15 protein-coding genes and 2 pseudogenes are annotated in these 23,517 nt (G+C 55.0%); 2 read left to right on the forward strand and 15 right to left on the reverse strand.

All coding sequences use genetic code 11. The annotated features are described in order from the left end of the window. The 10 genes from AWJ19_RS20820 to AWJ19_RS20865 all read right to left on the reverse strand — a co-directional run. The coding region (locus AWJ19_RS20820; protein ID WP_198536611.1) for a hypothetical protein at positions 1–433 on the reverse strand (433 nt) is incomplete at its 3' end. Positions 434–1,273: 840 nt separating this feature from the next. Then, entirely contained in the window at positions 1,274–2,011 is a 738-nt protein-coding gene (locus AWJ19_RS20825; RefSeq protein ID WP_128083660.1) for a glycosyltransferase, read from the reverse strand. Further along, positions 1,998–3,278 (reverse strand): hypothetical protein, encoded by a 1,281-nt coding sequence (locus AWJ19_RS20830; protein ID WP_068726697.1) that lies wholly within the window; start codon positions 3,276–3,278, stop codon positions 1,998–2,000. Before AWJ19_RS20830 ends, AWJ19_RS20825 begins: the two co-directional genes overlap by 14 nt. Further along, positions 3,275–4,390 (reverse strand): hypothetical protein, encoded by a 1,116-nt coding sequence (locus tag AWJ19_RS20835; protein WP_068726699.1) that lies wholly within the window; start codon positions 4,388–4,390, stop codon positions 3,275–3,277. The genes AWJ19_RS20830 and AWJ19_RS20835 overlap by 4 nt, the downstream gene beginning before the upstream one ends. After that, positions 4,371–4,796 carry a hypothetical protein gene (locus AWJ19_RS20840; RefSeq protein WP_068726701.1) on the reverse strand — a complete coding sequence of 142 codons (426 nt, stop codon included), beginning with the start codon at positions 4,794–4,796 and terminating at the stop codon, positions 4,371–4,373. The genes AWJ19_RS20835 and AWJ19_RS20840 overlap by 20 nt, the downstream gene beginning before the upstream one ends. A 448-nt stretch (positions 4,797–5,244) precedes the next feature. Further along, complete coding sequence (gene yunB / locus AWJ19_RS20845; protein WP_347231134.1) at positions 5,245–6,534, reverse strand: sporulation protein YunB; 1,290 nt, start codon at positions 6,532–6,534, stop codon at positions 5,245–5,247. A gap of 158 nt (positions 6,535–6,692) precedes the next feature. Next, positions 6,693–7,304, reverse strand: coding sequence for a VTT domain-containing protein (locus AWJ19_RS20850; RefSeq protein ID WP_068726703.1), 612 nt, complete (start codon positions 7,302–7,304; stop codon positions 6,693–6,695). A 236-nt stretch (positions 7,305–7,540) separates the two neighbouring features. Further along, positions 7,541–8,419, reverse strand: a complete 879-nt coding sequence (locus AWJ19_RS20855; RefSeq protein WP_068726705.1) for a glycine betaine ABC transporter substrate-binding protein — start codon at positions 8,417–8,419, stop codon at positions 7,541–7,543. Positions 8,420–8,445: 26 nt separating this feature from the next. Continuing rightward, positions 8,446–9,282, reverse strand: a complete 837-nt coding sequence (locus tag AWJ19_RS20860) for a proline/glycine betaine ABC transporter permease (protein WP_068726707.1) — start codon at positions 9,280–9,282, stop codon at positions 8,446–8,448. Beyond that, on the reverse strand, positions 9,279–10,478 hold the full coding sequence (locus tag AWJ19_RS20865; RefSeq protein ID WP_068726709.1) for a glycine betaine/L-proline ABC transporter ATP-binding protein: 1,200 nt from the start codon (positions 10,476–10,478) through the stop codon (positions 9,279–9,281). Before AWJ19_RS20865 ends, AWJ19_RS20860 begins: the two co-directional genes overlap by 4 nt. A gap of 256 nt (positions 10,479–10,734) precedes the next feature. Between AWJ19_RS20865 and AWJ19_RS20870 the strand changes: the two genes are divergently transcribed. Next, positions 10,735–11,292, forward strand: a complete 558-nt coding sequence (locus tag AWJ19_RS20870) for a transcriptional regulator (RefSeq protein ID WP_068726710.1) — start codon at positions 10,735–10,737, stop codon at positions 11,290–11,292. 119 nt (positions 11,293–11,411) lie between these two features. On the opposite strand, the gene AWJ19_RS20875 is transcribed toward AWJ19_RS20870, so the two are convergent. Beyond that, complete coding sequence (locus AWJ19_RS20875; protein ID WP_068726712.1) at positions 11,412–16,382, reverse strand: carbohydrate binding domain-containing protein; 4,971 nt, start codon at positions 16,380–16,382, stop codon at positions 11,412–11,414. A gap of 225 nt (positions 16,383–16,607) precedes the next feature. Here AWJ19_RS20875 and AWJ19_RS20880 point away from each other — a divergent pair, with 225 nt between their 5' ends. Beyond that, on the forward strand, positions 16,608–17,630 hold the full coding sequence (locus tag AWJ19_RS20880) for a LacI family DNA-binding transcriptional regulator (RefSeq protein WP_241781827.1): 1,023 nt from the start codon (positions 16,608–16,610) through the stop codon (positions 17,628–17,630). A gap of 984 nt (positions 17,631–18,614) precedes the next feature. Here the strand turns inward: AWJ19_RS20880 and AWJ19_RS20885 are convergent. The 4 genes and pseudogenes from AWJ19_RS20885 to AWJ19_RS20900 form a co-directional block, all read right to left on the reverse strand. Then, positions 18,615–19,624: pseudogene (locus AWJ19_RS20885) on the reverse strand (ketoacyl-ACP synthase III). 441 nt (positions 19,625–20,065) lie between these two features. Next, positions 20,066–21,408: pseudogene (locus AWJ19_RS20890) on the reverse strand (glycoside hydrolase family 28 protein). A 46-nt stretch (positions 21,409–21,454) separates the two neighbouring features. Continuing rightward, positions 21,455–22,585: a glycoside hydrolase family 88 protein gene (locus AWJ19_RS20895; protein ID WP_068726714.1), complete on the reverse strand. Its 1,131-nt coding sequence runs from the start codon at positions 22,583–22,585 to the stop codon at positions 21,455–21,457. A 50-nt stretch (positions 22,586–22,635) separates the two neighbouring features. Beyond that, entirely contained in the window at positions 22,636–23,511 is an 876-nt protein-coding gene (locus AWJ19_RS20900; protein ID WP_068726715.1) for a carbohydrate ABC transporter permease, read from the reverse strand. Positions 23,512–23,517: the final 6 nt, after the last annotated feature.

Consider the following 23,517-nt stretch of genomic DNA (forward strand, 5'->3'; position numbering starts at 1 on the left):
CTCCCGCAGCCGGTGCTCTGCGGCCTGCTGCAGGCGCGGCCGCGGGCACAAGAGCAATGGTGCTCCATCTACGAGGAGCAGGAGCACCATTACGGCACGCCTGCCGGCGCGGCGGAGTGCTGCTGTATGCAGCCATTGCCGGCTCCTGCGGCAGGCTGCCGCGGCTTGCGCCCGCAGCTGAACAGGTGCTGCGGGCCTCGGGAGCAAGGCCGTGCTCATCGGCCTTGCCTATCAGAAGCTGCAGCTGCAGCCGGCGCTGCAGCAGGGCCCGTCCCCGCCGGCAGCATTCCCCGGCTGCTGCTGGTGCGGGCGGCCCTCGGCGGAGACTGGCAGAGGACGCAGTCCGCGCCTTCCTCCGCCGGCCCGCTTTGAGCGGCGGAAGCATCCCGCCGCTCAAAGTTTTTGAATCCTTATGCCGCTTCTCAACAGCCATGCTTCATTATGCTCACCGATTCACAGCTTTGAATCGCGTGCTCGCCTCTCAGCGGCTGTGTGCATAACGTCACCCCCTGCGACTGTGCATCAGGGCGCACCGCTCGCAGTGAAATAAACAAACTAAGTGGATTTTCGCCACCTAATTCTCTGTAAAACGCTAGTTTCAGAAAACTAAGTGGAAAAACGCTACTTAATTTCGTCTAAAGTGCCTCCGGAGCGGTAAATAGCTCAAAATAGATGGCGTTTTTCCAACTAAATGTTGTAAATCTTGGATTTGGATCAAATTAGGTGTTGAAAATCCAACTAATTTTCTTGAATTGATTTGCGTTTCAGCTTTCATGCATCTCCATGCAAAAAATTCCACTACCGTAGAAACCAGAGTGGAGTAAGGTGTGCGGTGTGCGGTGTGCGCTCTACGTTCTTCGGTCTTCGGTGTCTACGGTCTACACCCTGCGGTCTACGGTCTACGGTGTGCCGTCTGCGGTCTGCGCTATGGGTAATGGATTATTGGCCTGAGTAGAGCTGGATTGCATCTGCTCCCAACCCCCAACACAGCAATGCCCCGGCTCCGCAACGGACCATGGGCATTGCTTTTACCTGCCACTATTGAATTTACATTCAATCCCCATTTATTTACCAGCCACTATTGTATTTACATTCAATCCCCATTTATTTACCAGCCACTATTGTATTTACATTCGGTCCCCATTTATCTACGAGCTACAATTGTATTTCCATTCGGTCCCCATTTATCTACCAGCCACTATTTATCTCCATTCAATCCCATATAAATTGTACTTATTCAATCATCATCAAATCCCTATTAAACATGCCACCCTCACCCATGCCTCTCCTGCCACTCCATCAGACGCGGATGCTCATCGAGGATAGAGCGGTACTGCTCCAGGCTGCCCCAACGGCCCTCGGGATCGTTATCCATATACCGTTCGTATTTACGCCGCAGTTCTTCCGGGGACAGCACCCAGCCGTAATGCTTCACCCGCAGCTCGGCAAGAAAGCCGGGCAGAGCCGCATAGGACAGCGGAAGCCGGGGCACATGGTGATTCAGCCGAGGCGTAAAATAATGATAATCCGGCAGATAGCGGACCAGCGTACGGGTATGCTTCGTATGGATATTCCAGTGTTCGTCATCGCGGTAATGGGTGGTGGTGCCCCAGAAGTCGTACAGCCGGAAAGCTACCCAGTCATAGACATCCTGATCAATCAGCCGGCGCATCTCCCGCTTCGCCGCTTCTTCATAGAATTCATCGGCATCCACCGAGAGCAGCCAGTCGGGCTCCGTCGATACCGCGAGCTCCCACAGCGTCTGCCGCAGCTCCCATTCCCGGCTGAACAGCGGGCTCTCCAGCGTCACCAGCTTCGTCACTTTGGCAAAAGAACGGCATAATCGCGCCGTACCATCCGTACTTCCGTCATCCACAATCACGATTTCATCGACGAAATCGCTCAGCTCCTCCAGCACCTGCTCCAGATAACGCCCGGCTTCATTCCGCACCTGCATCATCGCGGTCAGGCGGTTCCCGGAGGTTTTGCGCAGCGGTTCAGACATCCTCATCGGCTGTTCTCCCCCTTAATCGTCCGACAGCTTCCTCCAGATCGGCCATTTCGGCAAAAAGCGCCCGCGCTCCCTGATCCGCTCCCGCCGCCCGTAAAAAACTGCGGATTGCCGCATGCCTTTTACCGCACAGCAGATGCAGCGTTCCTTCCACTACGGGGGTCTGCAGAAGGACAGATGCTATTGCACCGCCCCCCTGAAACAGCATTAAAGAAGCGGGCTCAGCGGTCATGCTGTCCAGCTCCTGCTGCAGCCGGAGTGCTTTTTCCCATTGGAAGGTATCCATATAATTGAGCAGCAGCAGAGACTTGGCCTCAAGACTGTCCATCTCTGCCAGCAGCCGTATCGCCGCAGCCCTGTCCTCATTCACCCGGTAAAGCTCCGCCTGCACCAGCTCACGCGCTCCGCTGCCGAGCCAACGCTGCAGCTGTGCTGACAACGCTTTTTCCTCAGCCGTAAATGCGGTTATTTCGTACTGGCGGACCGCCAGCTCCAGGTTGCCGCGCTTAGCCTCGATGGCCGAGAAGAAACGGTAATGGGAATGCAGACAATCCGTATAATCATGCAGCAGCATCAGCTCAAAGGATTTCGTCAAAAGCTCCGCCGCACGCGCGTCACCAAGCAGATATAAGTACGAGGCGGCCAGATAATGAACGGTTGGCTGCTGCGGCAGCTTCCCGCACATCGACAGATAATAATCTGCCCGGTGCCGGAGCTGGATCTCCGCCCACGGCTCATCCGGGCAATCCGTATCCGGCGGCAGCCACAGCTCTTCGAGCGCTTTTTTCCATACCGCCTCAAAATCCGCAAGAAAATACAGCCGCTCCCCCCTGCGGATCATCCCGTATGACAAAGGGTCATCCCCGCTCAGATAGACAACACCGCTCCGGGATAAAAGCTGCTCCAGATACAGACGCTCCGAGGCCGTTCCCACCAGATCCGCTTTGGCGGCAAGCAGGCCGCTATACTTATCCCACAGGTTCACATCCTCCCCTTCCGGGCAGCGCTCCAGCAGGGCGATTATAAAGGCAGGCCCAAAGGCCAGCACATCCTGCAGCCAGTACGGCGAGGAGACCAGGGCTGTATATTCTTTTGCCGGCAGCGTGCAGACTTCAGCCAGAGACAGGGCACGAATGCCGCTGTCTTCCTGCTGTTGACGGGTCATGGTTCCGGTAAAAACAATATCCTCCCGCTCCGGCAGCACCTCCAGCAGCCTTTTGTAGCCGTATTCCTCCCAGGGGACTCCGCTGAAAATAATGTAGTTCACGGCTGCGTCCCTCCTTTTCGCTCAGAAGGCCGGTCATTACCGCCGGGGACTCCGGCTCCCGAAACAGACGCCCCTGCTATGTAACCTACCGCCAGTTCCGGCCCCGGACAGAGCAGCAGGCTGCGGCGGGAGGACTCCCGTTTTACAATCCGGCCCGGCAGGATGTCTCCCCTATGCGCCGTACGCTCCAGCGGCAGAACCACCGCTGTGCCCCGCTCCGGATTGCCCGGCAGCTCCGATTCTGCAAGCCCCGGCGCAGCGCTGACGATCAGAGCGGCAGGGCTGTGCAGCAGGGCCTTCACAATCCGGGCCACATATTCACTGTCGTAGCTGACGGATGCGGACATGTAGACGGTCACTTCGCTTTGGTACATGGCCGAAATGTTCTCCAGTGCATGCAGCCACGGCTTCTCCCCCTGGACCGTAATAACGGTATCCCGTTCATGGACGGGAAAATCCGGTGTGGTGTCGGTCCAGCTGTCCCGGACACTGATCCATCGGATATTTCCGTAGCTCTGCAATCCCTGCAGTAAAAGCTGGCGCTGAATGGAAGCCTCGGCCGGCCATTTTTCTTCAAAATATACCACCGCCGTCACAAGCGGCAGCGCTGCGGGCGTTTTGCCCAGCGGAATGGCCGGCTGACGCTCCAATGCTGATAGATTCTCCGGTACGGGAAGCCCGGGTTCATACAGGCGTTCGTCCGGTATCCGCCATTTTGCGCAGTATTCCCGCCCCGCTTCAGCGCGCGCAGCCAGTGCTTCGCTATCCGGGTGTGCGGCTCTGGCTGCCAGCGGCTGCAGGACATGTACATATGACGCCGCACTGAGTGCAAGCCTGATACCCAGCTGGCGGGCACGCAGGCACCAGTCGGCAATAATGAAGCGCCGCTCACGGAGCGAGAAATCCAGCCCTCCGGTCCGCTGCAGCGTTTCCCGGGTAACAACCAGGCAAGGGCCGCTCAGTACCTCGGCCTCCCGCCATTCCCCCCGGCGGCGGCTCAGCTGGTGATTGACGTAAGCGGACAGTTCCAGATCATTGCCAAACCGCAGCACCTCCCTGCCTTCCTGCTCCTCCGCCGCGGACGCGGGGCTGTCACTCCGGTTGCCGAGCATCAATGGCCGGCCACAGCAGCTCATCCAGCCAGCCGGCTGTGACCAGCACACGATCCTCCAGCAGCACAACAAAGGAGGTCCGGGCATCTGCCAAGGCCTCATTAATCCGGTAATTTCCGCGCTCATAAGGAAGAAAAGACAGCCCTGGCTCTGCAGAGAACCGTTCCAGAAGCGGCTGCAGCGGAAAATCCTCCCTCATTGCCACACCTATCAAGCGGACAGCAGGACCTGAATGCAGCAGCAGCCGGTTCAGACATTCTTCCGCCCACTCCTTGTGCGCAAGCTCCACCACAATCGTCACACCGTCCTTGGCCGGCAGCGGCAGCAGCCCCTCCCGCTCAAGGTAACTGTATCTTCCGGCCAGCCGCTCGGGGCTGACCGCATCAGCTTCAGCATCATAAGGCATCCCTGATTCACACTCCATCACATAAAAACTTTGCTACCTATAGTGTATGAATCAGTTATGGGGATATCCCAGTTTTCTTCCAGTGGAGCAATATGCAGCCCTACTATCTACATTGACGTTACGATAGTACTGTTTATGGACTGCCCGCTTTTTTAGAGGATATTTGCACTTGCGGCCGCTGTAATCTGCGCTATCATAATACGCTACTGTAACATTCTAACGGACAGAGATGACCTTATTTGGCTTCGGCACCCTGCCATCAAAAGCTAACGGACACCAGCGTCCTTATCTGCCCGTTTTCCCGCCCAAAAGCTCCTTCAGCCGACGAATAAGTGCATCTGAGTCCGTTAGACTAGGTAAACGGGCAATATCGAATAAATAAGGGCTGTACGGTCCGTTAGCTCGGCGCTCACTAATAGGAGCGCCGGTGCCATCCGTCTCCAATTCTTTACTCCCCGGGACCTCCGCCAGCGTTGCCGCTGTTCTCCGCGTTTCCGCTGTTTCCGGCATTGTCCGCGCCCGAGGACGGGTCGGCGGCGTTGCCGCTGCCGGCTGGAGCATCTTTTCCGCTGTTTCCGTCACCTTCGTCTGCACCGGAGCCGTTGCCCGCTCCCGCACCAGTGCTGCTGTCCGCTGCACTGCTCTTGTCCCCGCTCTGGCTTGGGGCCGGTATGGCGATGCCAGGTGCGCTGCTGCCGTTCTCGCCGACAGGGTTGCCCTGGTTGTCGTAATAGTACATCGGCACATCTCCGACCACCATCAGGTAGGAAACCGGAATTTCTGTATCGACCACTTGCGGCTCCATGTCGAACGGAACGACAACAGCCACCTCGGTGACAATATGGATATACACCTCGACAAGAATCATATTGATCCCGGCATTTTTCTGGCGGGTGTTGAGCTCTACCTTAACCGCTCCCTGCGGTTCAATCTTGATCGGGACATCAGGCCCGAAGGAGGCGATCAGCGGGCTTTCCAGCGCCTGGCCGAGCGGGATATGCTCCGTCCGGTTGTGCAGATCCTGCAGGGTAGTCTGGATGACCTCCGCAGCCTGCGAGGTGATCCGCATATGTTCCCTGTAATTGAGCATAAAGCCGGAGATTTTACCGTTTTTGTCAGTTTTCCAGTCAATAAGGGCCTCGGCATCTCCGCCGTCCGCAACCTGTGAGGTAATCGCTTTGTTAATGGATTCGGTAGCGATCTGCTTCACCCGAATCTGTGCCAGATGAATAATCGGCGGGCGCAGATGCTGCTCCACATACCGCAGTCCCTGCAGTATACCGATAACCAGCACCAGGCTTAAAATGAGCCAAAAGCGGCCCCGTCTGCGCGGACGTGCCGGACTGCCTCCGTTACCGCCGCTATGGACAAACAGCTTCCCTCTGGCCCTGGTGCCACCGCTTCCCTGCGTTACGGACAATCCTCCCGCGCTCCGGACACTGCCTTGCGTCCACGATCCCGGCGTAGTCCCTCCCTCATACATGCCCCCCTGCTTACTGCGCGTTTTCTGCCCAGCCGGCCATCCAAGCCCCGGCTTGGACGGCCGGGCCTTGAACCCAGCGCTCCGCGCTGCCGGCCGCAGGCTGCCAACCCGTGACGGCTTGGCTTTAAAGGCCGGACTCCTCCAGGCAGGCCGCGGTAAGCCATCCCAGCTGATCTTCGGCAGCCGCAGCCGGCCCAAGCGCCGCGAGCCCGCCAGCGCCACCCGCCGGCTCCCCCATTTTCGAATTCTGCCCATGCTCGTAAGTCCCCTCCCGGTATCACCGCGGCCAAGCCGCCCGTTCATTACTATAGGGTATTCAGGCATGGGACAAAAAAGAAGAACGCCCTCACAGTGCTGTCACTGCGAAAAGCGTTCTTCCCTTTTTTATAATTCATCTCCACTAATCAATCTTCCTACTGCATCCTGCTGCGCTTATCCTCCTGCAGATGCCCCCAGTGGCGGCGCACGAAGACTGCCAGCAGAATTGCGATGAACACCGCGTACCAGCCCAGAAATCCGCGCCACTCCTCACGCGGCACAATCAGCGATGAGCCGATCGTCCCGAACAGCCAGATATAGGACAGATTGCCAAGCACGGTACCCCAGATATAGGAGGATACCTTGATCGGGGAGACAGCTGCCATAAAATTAATAATATTGCTGGGCATAATGGGAACCGTACGCAGCAGCACCAGCGTCCAGATGCCGTACCGGTCCAGGTACCGCTGCCACTTGTCGTAGCGCTTCAGCTTGGCTCTCCATTTGCGGTCAAACCAGCCATACAGATATCTGCGGAACAGGAAATAGATGAGGATTGAACCCAGATTGCAGGCCATCCAGCTGACCGCCATACCGCCGATGATATCAAACTCGGACACATGCAGCACAATTAAGACGGCCAGCGGAAAAAAACCGAACAAGCTTTGCAGCAGCGTAAGCGGGACTGTCGCCAGCAAAATATAGGGTCCGCTCAAACCCAGACTCTGCAGCAGCCAATCGATCCAGCCGTTAATTACCTCTGTCATGGAGCTGTCTCCTTTCCCGGCTCTTTGCAGTGTCAGCTCTGCTGAGTATTTATATATGGTTTATTTGTCAAGAAAAACACCCCTTACGGGGTGTTTGTTACGGATTGTGGCTTACGTATGAATATATATGTAAAGAACACTTGCCGGCTGAAAAATGACAATTCTGTAGCCTTATGTTCTTTTCATCATAGCACACATTATTTGCCGCTGCAAAAATCACATTATTTTACAGTCCGTTATTCCTGTACTGCGCCGGCAACCCAGGCGTTGACCTGATCCTCATGCTCGCCGACCCATTTTTTAGCTGCTTCCTCCGGAGACTGGCCGTTCGCAATATCAACCATCACCTGCTCCATGTCTTCAGGAGTCCAGCTGAACTGGTCCAGGAAGCTGTACACCTCAGGCATATCATCCTTCAGGCCCGTACGCACCATAGTATGAATCTGTTCCGCCCCGCCGTATACAGCCTGCGGGTCTTCCAGATATTTCAGGTCCATATTGGCAAACATCCAGTGCGGAGTCCATCCGGTTACTACAATCGGCTCATTGCTCTGGTAGGCTTTTTCAAGCTCCTGCACCATTGCCGCCGATGAGCTCTCAAGCAGCGTGTAATCGCTCAGACCATACGCCTCAAGCGCTTTTTCAGTCGTCATCATAATGCCCGCTCCCGGCTCAATGCCGACGATCCGGTTCTGCAGCGTTCCCGCCAGCTCAGCATCCTTTAAATCCTCAATGGAGTTAATATCCATGTAGGTCGGAACTGCAAGGCCTGTTTTGGTACCTTCAAGGTTGGCACCCAGGTCTTCTACTTTACTGCCGTATTGTTCCAGGTATGAGGCATGCGTGCTAGGCAGCCAGGCGGCAACCATCGCATCGGCGCTTCCGTCAGCAACACCTGCCCACATCGGGCCGGCATCCACCTGCAGCATTTCTGCGGACATGCCGAGCTTGGATTCCAGCACTTCTTTTACAACATATGTGCTTGCGATCTCTGAATCCCAGGCGACATAAGCCAGCTTCACCGTCTTGCTTCCGCCTGCTCCGGACGAACATCCGGCTAAGACAGCCACCACCAGCAGAACAGTCAGCAGTATTCCTATGCTCTTCTTCTTCATCAATCACTCACGCTCCTATGGTTTGATTAGTTTGGTTGTTTGGTTTTGAACAGCTTCTGGGTCAGACGGTCGAGCAGAATGGCGATAATAACAATCGCAATCCCCGCTTCAAAGCCCGCACCCGTCTTGGCCTGGGATACGGCCCGGTAGACATAAGCGCCGACACCCTGGGCACCGATCATGGAGGAAATGACCACCATGGACAGCGACAGCATAATCGTCTGGTTAATCCCGGCCATAATGGTCGGCATGGCAATCGGCAGCTGCAGCTTGAACAGCTTCTGTCCCGGCGTGGAGCCGAAGGCATCTGCAGCCTCGACCAGCTCCTCCGACACCTGGCGGATACCGAGATTGGTTAACCGGATAGTCGGCGGAATCGCAAATATAATGGAAGCAATGACTCCGGGAACGACCCCCAGCGAGAAAAAGGATACCGCCGGAAGCAGATAGACAAACGCCGGCATCGTCTGCATAAAGTCAAGCACCGGAGTCACAATATTCTGTACAGTCTTGCTCTGGGCGCAGAGTACGCCGACAGGCACGCCGATCAATACGGCAAGCACCGAGGCGGTCAGCACCAGCGCCAGCGACTGCATGGACGGTGCCCACAGGCCGAGATTATCTATCAGCAGCAGCCCGACTACAGCAAACAGCGCCATCCGCCATTTGCCGATCCAGTAAGCAAGCGCGGCTATAATAATAGTCAGCACAATCGCCGGAAGAAAGGTCAAGGCCGTTTCAATCCCGGTGACCATACCACCGATAATAGCGTGAATCAGGTCGAACAGCGGACCGAAGTAAGTCATTAGCCAGTCCTCTATCCACTCTACGCCTTTACCTATAGGAATTTTGGGAATATTCATGAGTTTGTACCTCCTTCCGGAACCGCATTGCCGGCCAGCGCGGACAGCACGGCCCCTTTAATGACAATCCCCTTGAGCCGGTCATTCTCATCGACCACGGCTACCGGCAGATGGGTCGCCGACATCAGCTCAAACAGATCATTCAGCAGTGTTTCCGGACGTACACGGGGAATTTCCCGCTGCATAACCTCCAGAATGCTCAGATTCTCTTTCAGCGCTCTGGACGCATCGTCAGCCGTCACAACCCCCTGCAGCTTCATTTCATTGTTCGCTACATACAGGCTGGACACGCCGCTGTCCCGCATCAGCTGCAGGGCTACGCGCGGTCCGCGCTCCGGCCGGATCATTTCCGGCTGGCGCATCACATGTGCCGCGGTCAGTACCTTGGACAAATCCACGTCCTCGACGAAGCGCTCCACATACTTGTTGGCCGGCTGAATCAGGATTTCTTCCGGTGTACCGATCTGTACAATCACACCGTCCTTCATCAGGGCAATCCGGTCACCGATCCGCAGCGCCTCGTCCAGATCATGGGTGATAAACACAATGGTCTTCTTCACTCTGGCCTGCAGCTCCAGCAGCTCCTGCTGCATATCCTTGCGGATCAGCGGGTCAAGCGCACTGAACGCCTCATCCATCAGCAGAATATCCGGGTCATTGGCCAGCCCTCTGGCCAGGCCCACACGCTGCTGCATCCCGCCGCTGAGCTGATCGGGGCGGTGGTTTTCCCAGCCCTTCAGTCCAACAAGCTCCAGTGCCTCCATGGCACGGCGGGTGCGCTCTTTTTTATCTACACCCTGTACTTCAAGTCCGTATTCGGCATTCGCCAGCACTGTACGGTGCGGAAACAAGCCGAACTTCTGGAATACCATCCCGATATTTTTACGCCGGAATGTCCGCAGCTCCTCCGAGCTCATCTGGACAACATCCTTGCCTTTAAATAAAACCTGGCCTCCGGTAGGCTCAATCAAACGGTTCAATAGCCGGACAAGCGTCGATTTGCCGCTCCCCGACAAGCCCATAATGACAAAAATTTCCCCTTCACCGATGCTGAATTCAGCCTTATTAACCCCTACGGTCAGCTTGGCCTCACGGGCAATCTTCTCTTTGGACCACCCCTGCTCCAGTAATGGAAGGGCGCGTCCTGCATCGTTACCGAATACTTTGGTTAGTTGTTTCACCTCTATAATCGCCATGGTGACCTCCTTTTCCCCTTATCGTTATTCAGGCAGTTGCTCCTCAATAAGTGTAGCGGAGTTGTGAAAAGGGACGCAAAGCCCGTATACGCTAAAAATTTAGTGTACAGTTTTAACTTTACGTACTTTACATAAAGAATACTCTGTTTTTCGCCATATTCCATTTCAGGTGCATTCTTTACTTATAGAAGGGGATTTGTTTACAATACACTTGAGAGGTTTGCAGTCTATCAGCCTATTCCTCAGGAGGGACACCATGAACGATTTAGAGGGGCTTGAGCCCGAGCAGATAAAGAGAATCAGCAAGGCCCGCGAGCGGGTGATTGATTCTATCGGCAAAAATATGGACTTATACGGAATTACGCTGTCTATCGGACATTTATATGGTTATATGTATTTTAATGAAGGACCTGTAACGCTGGATGATTTGAGCCGCACCATGGGGATGAGCAAGACGTCCATGAGTACCGGCGTGCGCACACTGCTGGATTTGAAGATGATTGACAAGGTATGGGGAAAAGGAACCCGCAAGGACCTGTTCGAGGTCGTCCCCGACTGGCACCAGAACTTCAGCGATTATTTCTCAATCAAGTGGAGAAAAGCGGTCGAAGGCAACATGAGCGCCTTGTCGAAATCGCTTGCCGAAATTAAGGACATGCAGGCAGAGTATGCGGAGAATGACGAAGTGCTGCACCTTTTGACCAATGATGAAGCAAAGATTATGGAAGCGATCAAATACTACCGCTGGCTGCTGAAGCTGATTGAGGCGCTGGAAACCGGCAAGATATTTGAACTGATTCCCAAGGAAACCTAGACGCTTATTTGCGCTGCTGCAAAATGTTAAAAAGCCGCGGCCCCTTTTAACAAAGGGGTCACGGCCTTTTTGTGCTGTCTATGGTTTGCCCGCGCCCAGCTGGCTTAGGCGCTTAAATTTCAGGGCTGCTGGGTCAACGTTACGTTATCAATCACAATCTGATTGCCTGCGCTGACGGCACTGTTAGTCTCCTGGCTGTTGCCGGAAACCAGCCCCATCAGGAACACTACATGTGCCAGGGTGTCCGTTCCGGCGCTCATGGTGAAGGTGTAGCTGTATTCCTTCATCTCACTGGTCAAGGCGACACTGACGGCAGGCAGATATTTGGTGTAATCCCCGCCTTTATGCTCTACCGCAACTTCAATCAGGCGGTTAATATCGGAGCGGGCATGAAAGGTCAGCTTGTAGGTTTTGCCCTGTTCCAGCTTCAGGTTCGCATAATCCACCTGTGCACTGTAGCTCGCGTTGCCTGTTCCGGTCAGACTGACAGCCAGTTCTCCGCTTACAGCCTGGGCAGAGCCGGTTCCGTCAAAATACTGTGTCCAGCCGGCCAGCCCCTTCGCGGCATCAAAGGTTCCGTTATCCAAAGTGCCGCTTGCCGGCTCACCCGGTGTGCCGCCAGTCACCTCGGTAATCGAGATATCGTCCAGTGACAGAGTATGCGCTGTGCTGTTGGCTGTTTTATCCGTGCCTGCAGTGGCACCGATCAGATAGTTAAGCTTCAGCGGGCTGCCGTCTGCCACCGTAAACTGCGCGCTGTAGGTCGCCCAGGTGGCTGTAACATCGAATTTAGCCTGCTGGGAGGCGGCAGAGGTGCCGCTGTATTCTACGATAATCTGCCGCGGAACTGTCGATTTGGCCCTAAAGCTCAGCTCATAGGTTTTGCCGGCCTGCAGCTGGATGCCTTCCTGGAATAACTGGTTAGCCCAGGTCTGGCTGCCGGCTGCATTAATTTCAATATTCGCAATACCGTCCGCTGCACTTAACACGGCCGCTCCGCCTTCACCGGACCAAGTATTCCAGCCGGCTGTTCCGCTGGCGAACGAGCCGTTCACCACCAGATTGCTGCCGCCTGCCAGAATCACCTGCGTTACCGCCGCAGGGACATAACCTTCCGCTTCCACCGTAATGGCGTAGCTGCCTTCTGCCGGGAAGGCAGCGGCGTTAATCGTAATCACGCCGGGCTGGGTGCTGTACAGCTCCGGGGTTAATGCTGTTCCGTTTACTTTAACCGCCTGAATCTTGCTGCGCCAGGCCGCATTGTCATTATATTGGAGCTGGATTGGCTGTCCTGCGCGGTTATTGCTGCTGTCCGCCAGCAGCTCCTGCGGCTTGGCCGGAGCCCCTTTGATCTCAAATTTCACATTATCAATGATGACATCATGTGCACCCGGAATGCTTACACCGTCCACCTTCCCGAGCAGGAATTTCAGCGACAGCGTATCCTTTATACCCTGACGGAACTCGTATCTGTAATGGGCGCCTTCCGGCGTCACCTCAACAAGCTTCGTGAAGGAAGCTGAATATGACGCATTCTCTACGTTAACGCCGATCTTGCGGGCAACAGTAGATTTGGCATCGAACTCAATGACGTATTCCGCACCGGCTGATGCCTTTAGCCCGTTCTGGAACAGCATCACGGAGTAGTTCTGGCTGCCGGTATTGGTAATGCTGAATTTGGCTGCCCCGTCTGCAACCGCAGCCGTGCTCTGTCCGCCCTGCTCGGTCAGCAGGCGTTCCCAGCTGCTGAAGCCGAAGCCGAAATCCCCGTTCACCAGCGGGTAATACACAAGCGACGGATCGTAATACGTGCTGGTCCGCAGCAGCACGAAATTATCGAGCTGCACGGTGCCTGTTGCGCCGCCGAGCCGGAGAACAAACTGGCCTTCATGGTCGGTAGCTCCGGCCAGCCCCTTGAACTCGGCAGTGATGCTCTGTACCCCTGCTGCCAGCTGCACTTCCTTGGATGCATACAGCGTACCGTCTTTGCCTAGCAGCTCAATTACGGCTGTCCGTGCGGCAGAGACCTCCGCGTCAAAGGTCAGTTTATAATCCTGGCCGTTCACCAGGAATATCCCTTTCTGCAGCAGCTGCACATCGGCTCCTGCTGCACCGCTGCCTGTAATCTGCATCTGCAGATGTCCATCGCCGTCCACTGTTCGGCTGACCTCAGCCCCTCCGGATGCGGTGGTGTGCCAGAAGCCCAGACGGTCGACTCCGCCAAGGTCAAAGGTGCCGTTGTACAGATGGTTGCCGCTGCCCAGCGGCGTCTTGGCATTGTCATGCTCAAACGGAATGCTGTCGATCTCTATAAGCCGGGCGTTGCCCAGCCATACCGGGGCTGCATTCGTACCGAGGTTGAATTCAACCCGGGCCGCAGTATCCGAATTCTCCTTCATCTGGAACATCGTTTCATAGTGAGTCATCGTTCCGGTCAGCTCGGCTTTGAGTCCCGGCGAATACGCCTGATAGCCGCGCGATTCTCCGCCCGTCAGCCTTACATTGATGCTCCGCTCCGTATCGGTTTTGGCATCGAAGCTGAGCTTGTAGAATCTGCCTTTAGCCAGCGATACAATAGCCTGTGGCTGGATCGAATAGGCATTCCCGCCGGCGCTGCTGATATCCACCTTCAAGAAGTTTTGACCGCCGACAGGTTCGAGGGATAAATTTGCGGCAGCCCCGGCTTCCTTATAAAGCACCCAGTGGGCCGTGTTCGGAATGCCCATGCCGGCATCCCCATCCTTCTGCTCGGTGAACCCGTTGTTATGAATGAAGTTGCCGTCTTCTGTCGGAGCAAGCGAGCCTTCCAGATACGGCTCCTTCGCAATTGTAACCGGCACCGGCTCACGGTACTCCCGGCCGGTCAGCTCATACACACGGACATAATCGACGGACATCGACTGCGGGAATTTCGTCTCCGGAGTGGGATTACCGTCAAAGTTGCCGCCTACGGCCAGATTCATCAGGAGATGGAACTCCTGGTTGAACGGTGCCGGATAGGCATTGTTCGCCGGCTGTCCGACGCTGATGCTGTACCAGTCATTTTTGGTCTGGAACAACACGCCGTCCACGTACCAGCGGAGCTCTCCCGGCTCCCATTCAAGGGAATAAGTATGGTAATCGGCGATGGTTCCGTTATCCGGGAAAACATATTCTTTGCCGGAATATACATTATCCGGCCAGAAGCCGCCGTAATGAATCGTTCCGGCGACGGTATTTGGCCGGCTGCCCCAGCCCTCCATAATATCAATCTCACCGGAAGCAGCCCAGTTGCCGTACTCGTAATTCTCCGGAAGCATCCAGATTGCCGGCCACATGCCTTTGCCGGTCGGCGCCTTCGCCCGGATCTCGAATTTACCGTATTTCTTGCTGAACAGCCCCTTGGTCTTGATCCGCGAGGAGGTATAATCCTTGCCGCCTACAGACTCCTTGTGGGCGGTAATGACCAGGTTGCCGTCTGTTTCTTTTACATTCTTCTCATCGTCTGTGTACCATTCCAGCTCATTATTGCCCCAGCCGGGATTGCCGACTGCAGTGCCGTCGCCCAGATCATAGGTCCACTTCTCCGGATCAATGGCGCCGTCATTGAATTCATCACTCCACACCATCGTCCACAGGTCTGCAGCTGGTGTAGGAGTGGCTGTCGGCGTAGTTGCCGGCGTGGCTGTTGGGGTGGCCGCCGGCGTAGCCGTCGGTGCCGGTGTGACACCGGAACCGGAGGAGCCGCTGCTTGCCGGCGCAGGTGTGGCCGCCGCAGCCTTCAGCTCGCTGCTGCTGCCTTTGGCAACGGCAATGCCGCCGCTGGTAACGCCATCGGCATTATTCGTTACCTTGCCGAAGCTGCCGCTTCCCTGAATCGCTGTTCCCGAGGCATTAGCGGAGAGCAGCAGCTCCGCCACCCGCGCATTGTCTGCCAGTGTAACCCGGCTTGGAGTACTTAAGTTAAGCTTAGCCAGCTTTCCGGAAAGGCTAAGCACCAGGCCGCCTGTCTTGTCATCCACCGTGCTGACAGCATTGAATTCCCCTTTCAGGGCTACCGTCTTGGCTCCAGAGCGGAGTTCAATATCCGTGAAGCCTGCCCCGGTCAGGCTGCCCTCCATAAGTGTTGCCCCGGAACCCAGCTGTACTGTCCCAACTGCCGTACTGCCGCCGGCATACAGCCGGATATTGCCTCCCGGCTTGATCACGTCCACCTTACCCAGCTTACTGTTCTGCAGGCTTACGGTATGTGCTCCGCCTCCGCGGATGTAAGTGGTTCCCTTCACCTCAATCCCGTCCAGTGAAGCATTCCCCTCACCGATACCTTCAGAGAGATAAAGATTTCCTTCAATAACTGTATTCTGCAAAAGAATATCCGCACTGCTTAATAGTACGTTCCCTTGTACAGTTCCCAGATTCACCTCTCCCTGAGAGGTTACCAGTCCTGCGATCATCACGTCAGCAACCCGGGCCAGCTCAGCGCGGGTGATGGCCCCCTCCGGCTTGAACAAGCCCCCCGGATAGCCCTTCAGATAGCCCGCTGCAGTAAGCGCTGCAACCGCTTCGGTCAATTCGCTGCCGGCTGCCGGCAGATCTGTATACGCTGCCGGCTGCTTGCCTGCTTCCAGCTTAAAAAGCTTCTGCAGCGCCACTGCCGCCTCACCGCGGGACAAATTCGCGGACGGATGGATCCGGTTGTCTGCATCAGCACTCAAATATCCGGCGGCAACCGCCTTGGCAATATCACTGGTGAACCAGAGATTGCCGGCTGCATCGGAAGGAAGCGTGGCTGCCTCAGTCTTGTAATTAAACAGGCGGTTTATCATTACTGCGAATTCCGCCTTTGTAATCTGCTTATTCGGCCGGATCGTTCCATCTCCGTATCCGCTCATAACACCAGCCTCACTCCAGCGCTGCAGCGACCGGGCTGCCCAGTGATCCGCCTTTAAATCGGTAAACGCTTTCAAATTACTGGCTGGGGCAGACTGCTGTATATTGTCTTCCGGCGGGGCGGATGCGGCAGCTGCTGACAGGGCTCCGCCTCCCATTGGCGCCAGCAGGCCTGTCGCAAGTACTACGGCAGCGAGTGCTGCCGACACGTTCTTTTTCATCCTCTGTTTTCCTCCTCGGGTATCGGAATTGCTGATCAAGAATATTCGAAATCGGTTTCGATCCAATCCTAAAAAGGGCCTGCATAAAGCGTTGACTTGCGGGGGGAAGTTGAATAGACTTAACTGTAACTATTTGGAGTACCGGACAAGGCTTGTAATTCAATGAATAACGTCAGCTTGGCCGTTTTCCTGGTCTGGGCCATATCAAGCGGAGGGTCGATAAGCATGCAGGTGAATATCAAAAAGATTGCCGAAATGGCTGGCGTTTCTGTATCCACTGTTTCGAAAATAATGAATAATTACAATGATGTTTCCGAAAAAACGAAACAGAGAGTCCTGGAAATCATCGAACAAACCGGATACTCGCCCTCGAATTCCGCCAAAACACTGGCTACCAAGAAATCCAATCTGATCGGTGTTATTTTTGCCGGTGAGCTTAACGCGGAAATTACACATCCGTTCTTCGTGGAGGTGCTGAACTCCTTCAAGAAACAGATGGGTGTGCTGGGCTACGATCTGATTTTCTTTTCCAACGAAAAGTTTGTCAGCGGCGGTGATTACTTCTCCCGTTGTGTGCATTTTCATGTGGACGGCTGTGTCATCATCTCCGGGGAGAAAATGGAGCCGGCCATCCGCGACCTGGACATGAGCACCATCCCCTGCATCGGCGTAGATCTGGAGCTTAAAGGCAAGAAGTCGGGGTACGTGATGTCCGACAATTATCAGATCGCTTCCAAGGTAGTGGAGCATCTGTATCTGCTTGGGCACAGAGAGCTGGGCTTCATCGGCAGTACCGGCGATTCTGACATTTCTAGCCGGCGGGAAGCCGGATACATCAAGGCGATTGAAAGCTTTGGCTTATCCCTGAATATGGACTGGTTCATTCATGGCGATGACTTTTTCGAGCCTAGCGGCTATGCGGCGATGCAGCGGCTGATTGAGCGGGGCAGCCTGCCAAAGGCGGTGTTCGCCGCTTCGGACCTGCTTGCTCTCGGAGCCATCCGCGCCCTGAAGGAGCACGGGCTGCGAGTGCCCGAGGATATTGCCGTTGTAGGCTGCGATGATATCGAGGCCTGCAAATACACCACTCCTACGCTCACCACGATCCGTCAGAACAAGGAGCGACTGGGCGTGCTTGCTGCCCACATGCTGTTCGACCTGATCAACAACCAGTCCGAGGGCGGCTCGTTCGTCGTCGAGCCCGCGCTGATCGTGCGCGAATCCTGCGGCAGCGGTTTGCGGAGCTAGGCCGGGGGCCTCGGGCAGCAAGCTGCGGGGCTGATTCCGAAAGCCTCAGGCAGCAAGATGGGGGCTGATTCCGAAAGCCTCAGGCAGCAAGGTGGGCAGCATCACTGCCAGCACCGGCATTCCCACGCTTAGCGGGACCATTCGCTCTTACTGCCTCTTCTCCGCATGTACTGATCGAACTAAGTGGAAAAAGTACACTTAATTCTAATGAATGAGCTTGAAACAGTAATCTAGTTGGAAAAACTCCACTTAATTGTTCCAAATTCACCGATTGCGGGCAGAATGAGCCGAAATAGGTGTGCTTTTTCCAACTAATGATCTTACAAGGTGAAAAGCGGCAAATTTAGGTGGCGAAAATCCAATTAATCCTTGAATGAAATTACACACCCCGCTCAAAGACTATTGCTCAAAAATCCACCGCTGACCACTACTCCCCAGTCCCGTTAGAGTCTGAGTTATAGCTCTTACGATTACGTTTACATTTACTTTTACTCAGGTTATCACCAAGATCATTACGCAGGCCTTGACTCCCCCCTTATTCCTGCCGCAGCCGGCAAACTCCGAACCTTTTCGAGTTTTGAGCCAGCACAAATACCGAAAATGGCTGCGTTCTACAACAGGATCACCTGTAAAACGGAAAACGTTTTCGATAATATAATCTCTCATTTTATGGAGGCATACAAGGCGTGGATTTTCTGGTTTCGGGTACGATTTTTCGGTTATGCCGCTGAAAAAGAGGGAGGAGCCGCATAAGCATAATGGCTTAGCAGAGGTAAAGGTGCTTGGAGCTTGGAGCTTGGAGCTTGGAGCTTTTAGCTTTTAGCTTTTAACTTGGAGCTTTTAGCTTGGTGCTTAGTGCTCGGTGCCCGCAGCGCGAAACACAACCCGCGGCTTCTAAACAACCCAAGAGCAAACTTAAAAGGCCAGCAGTCCCATGCAAGAGGGCAGCCGGCCTTATATTACGTGAATAACAATCTGTTGATCTTATAAAATATCAGGCGGAGCCACCTGTTCGTCCAGCTGAAGCTCGGTCAGAACACCGGCATGCGCCAGTCCGGCACCGAAGCCGTAGAGCAGAACCCGCTGTCCGCTGTGTACCTTCCCCTCACGGATACCGAGGTCGAGTGCCAGCGGAATGCTGGCGGCAGAGGTATTGCCGAAATAATCCAGGCTGTATAGAGCCTGGGACAACGGGTAGTTGAGCCGCTCACAGACCGGCTCAATCATCCGCAGATTGGCACTGTGCGGAATGAACCAGTCCACCTGTTCAAGCGTTGCACCGGCATTGTCCAGTACCCGCTGCACCCCCTGCGGTACCGTCCGGACTGCCCATTTGAATACTTCCCTCCCGTTTGCACCAGCTTGCCTGAATCTCCAAGCTCCACACCGTTAACCGTATGTGACAATCCGGTACGGTAGACATGATGCGCCCCTCCGCCGTCACTGCCGAGATGATAGCCGAGGAAACGGTCCTGCTGCTCATCTGTCTCCACCAGCACCGCTCCGGCTCCGTCACCGAACAGGATGCAGGTGCTGCGGTCCGTGTAATCGGTAATTTTGGAGAGTGCATCCGCTCCGACAACCAGCACTTTACGGTGCAGGCCCGACGCTACATAGGCGTGGGCAGTATGAAGCGCATATACAAACCCCGCGCAGGCTGCGCTCAGATCCACCGCTCCGGCCGTCAGCGGAATACCCAGCCTGTGCTGGATAATCGAAGCTACTGAGGGAAAAGAAAAATCCGCCGTGCTGGTTGCCACAAGCACCATATCAATATCGGCTGCAGATTTTCCGTAACGGGTCAGCAGATTCCGGGCAGCAGCTATGCACAGATCGCTGGTGTACTCATCCTCACGGCTGATTCTGCGCTCACGGATCCCCGTCCGCTGCACGATCCACTCATCATTTGTATCGACCAATTGCTCCAGATCGCTGTTAGTCATTCTGCGGACCGGGACATAAGAACCAATGGCTGTAATTTTAGCACCCTTCATTCTCTGATCACCTCATATTTCTTTTTGTGCAACGCCATTTGCAAATAAATATCCCAATATAGTATCTGGTATTAGTACTTGGTACTAATTATATGCGAATGAATTCGATAATGCAAAGGAATAGTATTCCTCCATAAGAGGAAATGTCGGGCTTTTAAGATTAGATGAGCCATAGTTCCGGAAAACATGCGGAGATCCGCCCGCTATAGCTTATATTACCCATTCTTACACTCATACTTACGCTTATTCTTCACCCATTCTTCACGCAGCTTGCATTCCCTTCGTTTATACCGTCTGTATCTGTCCTGACTGCCATCCCCGCCATGCGTCTTCCCTCCCCCCTTCTCCAGCAAAAAGAACCATGACCGCCTTCGCGGTCACAGTCCCTGTTAACCTCTTTGATGCTGCTGAAAAAATACCCGTTTAAACCCGTTTAGCCATTCATAGCTGCGCCGGTACCACTTCAACCTGCTCGACCAGCTTTTCTGGCTTGGCTGTGTTCCGGGAACGGCAATTCAGTATTTCTACATCTCTGCCATTTTCAATATAAAAAGCAGGTCCTTCGTGATTTGCAACCGTCACCTGCTGAAACCTTACATCCCGCACGTTGCCAAGGAAAAAACCGCGCTTTTTCATATCCGCAAGCCCTGCCATCATATCCGGCTGCCCCGGTACAGCCTCCTTTGCCATGGAGATATCGACGTCGGTAAAGCTGATCTCTGAAACATACTGCTCGGCCAGCCCATACAGGAAGCCTGCGGCGGCATGAACGTTACGGGCGGTGATATTGGCAAAATGGATCCGCCGGAAGCACGGCGTCTCCGCTGTCACCGGATAAGGCTGTTTGTCCCAGACATACTTCTCCTTGCCCCTCGGCCCGCAGAAATAGTACAGATTCATCGTAAACGGGCAGATAACGCCCTCCATCACGATATTGCTGATCCGGATATCCTCAATCGTTCCGCCGCGCCCGCGCCGTGACTTCATGCGGATTCCGCGGTCAGTCTCTTTGAACACACAGTTGCTGATCGTCACATTGCGGATATCTCCGCTCATCTCACTGCCCAGCACGACCGCCCCATGCCCGTGCACCATGGTGCAGTTCGTGATGGAGATATTCTCACAGGGGATGCGCTCGGCTGTATCCTCGGTTCCTGCCTTAATGGCGATGCAATCATCGCCAACATCAATATGGCAGTTGCTGATCCGCACCCCGGAGCAGGACTCCGGGTTAATCCCGTCCGTGTTCGGCGAATCCGCCGGATTCAAAATGTAGACATTATCGATCGTCACATTGCTGCAGACAATCGGATTAACCGTCCAGCTCGGTGAATTGAGCAGGGTCACATCCTTCACCGTAACCCGGCGGCAGCGGTTCAGGCCGATGAGTGTCGGACGCGGATACTCCAGCTCCTCCGGCTGCTCCCGGTGCTTCCTCCACCAGGGAGCCCCATTCCCCTGCAGCGTTCCGCTTCCGGTAATGGACACATTCACTGCATCCTCTGCATAAATGCAGGGGGAATGCACCTGGCGTCCCACACCTTCCCAGCGGGCTTCCACCGCCGGGTAGTCTGCCGGATCGGTGCTGAAGCTCAGCACGATCCGGGACTCAGGTGCAGCTCAATGTTGCTGCCAAGCCGCACCGATCCGGTATGGAAGGTGCCGGCGGGAACATAGACAGTACCGCCCCCCTCCCGGCTTGCGGCTGCAACCGCAGCAGCAATTGCACTGGTTGCAGACACCCCGCAGTCCCTTAGCGCGCCGAAATCCTCAATATTATACAAGGATTTTCTTCCTCCTTCCCTAATCTTAATACCTGCCAACAGCAGCTTACTCCGTACCGCCAGCCGTCACTTCCTGCATCTCGTACAAAGACTCCATCTCCACACAGGCCATCACCAGCGCCCCAACGCCGTGAAGGTCATTGCTTACTTTTGGACGGGTCACGTAATTCTCGTAATCCCCTGCAGAGGTACCGATACAGATGTCCGGCAGAATCAGCCGTCCCTGCTCATCCTCCTGCAGTACCTCAATCAGGCCTTCGTACCCTTTTTGGGCAGCAGCAACAGCCTCCGCCTCATCAAGAGCCAGCCCGAGCTTTACCGTCTTGGCAATGGTATACACGAACAGGCATGAACCCGAGGTCTCCAGCCAGTTGTCGGGCTCATCACCTTTATCAACAACCTGATACCACAGTCCGCTCTCCTTGTCCTGATAACGGATCAGCGCCTGTACGAATTCGCCAAGTGCATCAGCGAGCTCCGCCCGCCCCGGCTCCTGCTCAGGCAGCAGCTCCAGAAACTGTGACAGTGCCAGCCCATACCAGCCGAGTGAGCGGCTCCAGAACTCCGGGGAGCAGCCTGTTTGCGGATTGGCCCAGGGCATGCGTCCGCTCTCATCCCAGGCGTGATAGAGCAGGCCCGTTGCTTCATCCTTCATATATTTGCGCATCAGCCGCTCCTGGTGCAGCACCACCTGACGCAGCTCCGGCTCGCCATAGGCATCCGCATATTTCAGCGAGAACACCCCGGCCATATACAGGCCGTCAAGCCACATCTGATAAGGATACTTGTCCTTATGCCAATATCCGCCCTCGGCCGTCCGGTTGACGGTCCGCAGCAGATTACGCAGTTTGTCTGCGGCAGTCTTATACTTCGCAAGACCGGTCCGCTCATGCAGCGTGAACAACAGCAGCCCCGCCTGAACCGCATCCAGCTCATCACGGGCAAAATAAAGATTGCCGTGCTCATCCACCAGATCATCTACATACTCCTGAATATAGGTCAGGTAACGCCCGTCGCCTGAAGCAGACCACAGCAGCTCCATTCCGCACAGGAATACGCCCTGATGGTAATGCCAGCGGTGGGCGGGAGGAAGCTCTCCCGCCTGGTAAGTGTCCATTAACGAATCGCAGGCCTTGCGGGCCCATTCTATCGGTGTTGCCGGCAGACTGCCTATCATCCTTCATACCCCTTCCAACGTTAGTATCCCTTCCGAATGTCTGAGAAGCCTTATCCTTTCATGGAACCGAGCATAGCACCTTTGGCAAAATGCTTCTGCAGGAACGGATACACCATCAGAATCGGCAGTGTCGCTACTACGATAACCGCCATTTTAATGGACTGGTCCGGCGGAGGAACAGCCGCATCAAGTGTGGAGCTGTGGTCCATCCCGCTGGCCAGGACAACAATCTGCCGCAGCAGAACCTGAATCGGCCATTTGGCACTGTCATCCAGATACAGGATCGCACTCATGTAAGTGTTCCAGTATGTCACCGCGTAGAACAGGGAGATCGTAGCAATCGCCGGCATCGACAGCGGGAGCACGATCCGGAACAGGATGCCGAAGTCGTTACAGCCGTCGATTTTGGCGGATTCCTCAAGTCCTTCAGGGATGTTCTGGAAAAAGTTTTTGAGAATAATCATATTGAACGCACTGATCGCCGACGGCAAAATAAGCGCCGCATAGGAATCGATCAGCCCCAGCTCTTTTACCACCAGGAACGTCGGAATCATCCCGCCATGGAACAGCATCGTGAACACAACCAGGAAGTTAACTACATTACGTCCGTCAAGATCCCGTCTGGATAACCCGTAGGCCATCAGCGCAGTGATGAACATACTGAACAAAGTACCAATCAGCGTAACGCCGATCGAGACACCCATTGCTTTGAAGATCGTATCCGTGGAAAAAATAAATTTATAAGCCTCCAGACTCCACACCTTCGGAATCAGTACAAACTTGCTGGCCGCAATCTCTGCACTTGTCGTAAAAGATCCCGCGACCACATGCACAAACGGCAGCACGGTAATGAGCGCAATCAGCGCCAGCAGCGTAAAGTTAACAGCGGCAAACACCCTGCCGCCCAGCGATCTGTCCTCTACCATCTTCTA

Source organism: Paenibacillus sp. DMB5 (assembly GCF_001517085.1).
Classification (GTDB): domain Bacteria; phylum Bacillota; class Bacilli; order Paenibacillales; family Paenibacillaceae; genus Paenibacillus_AQ.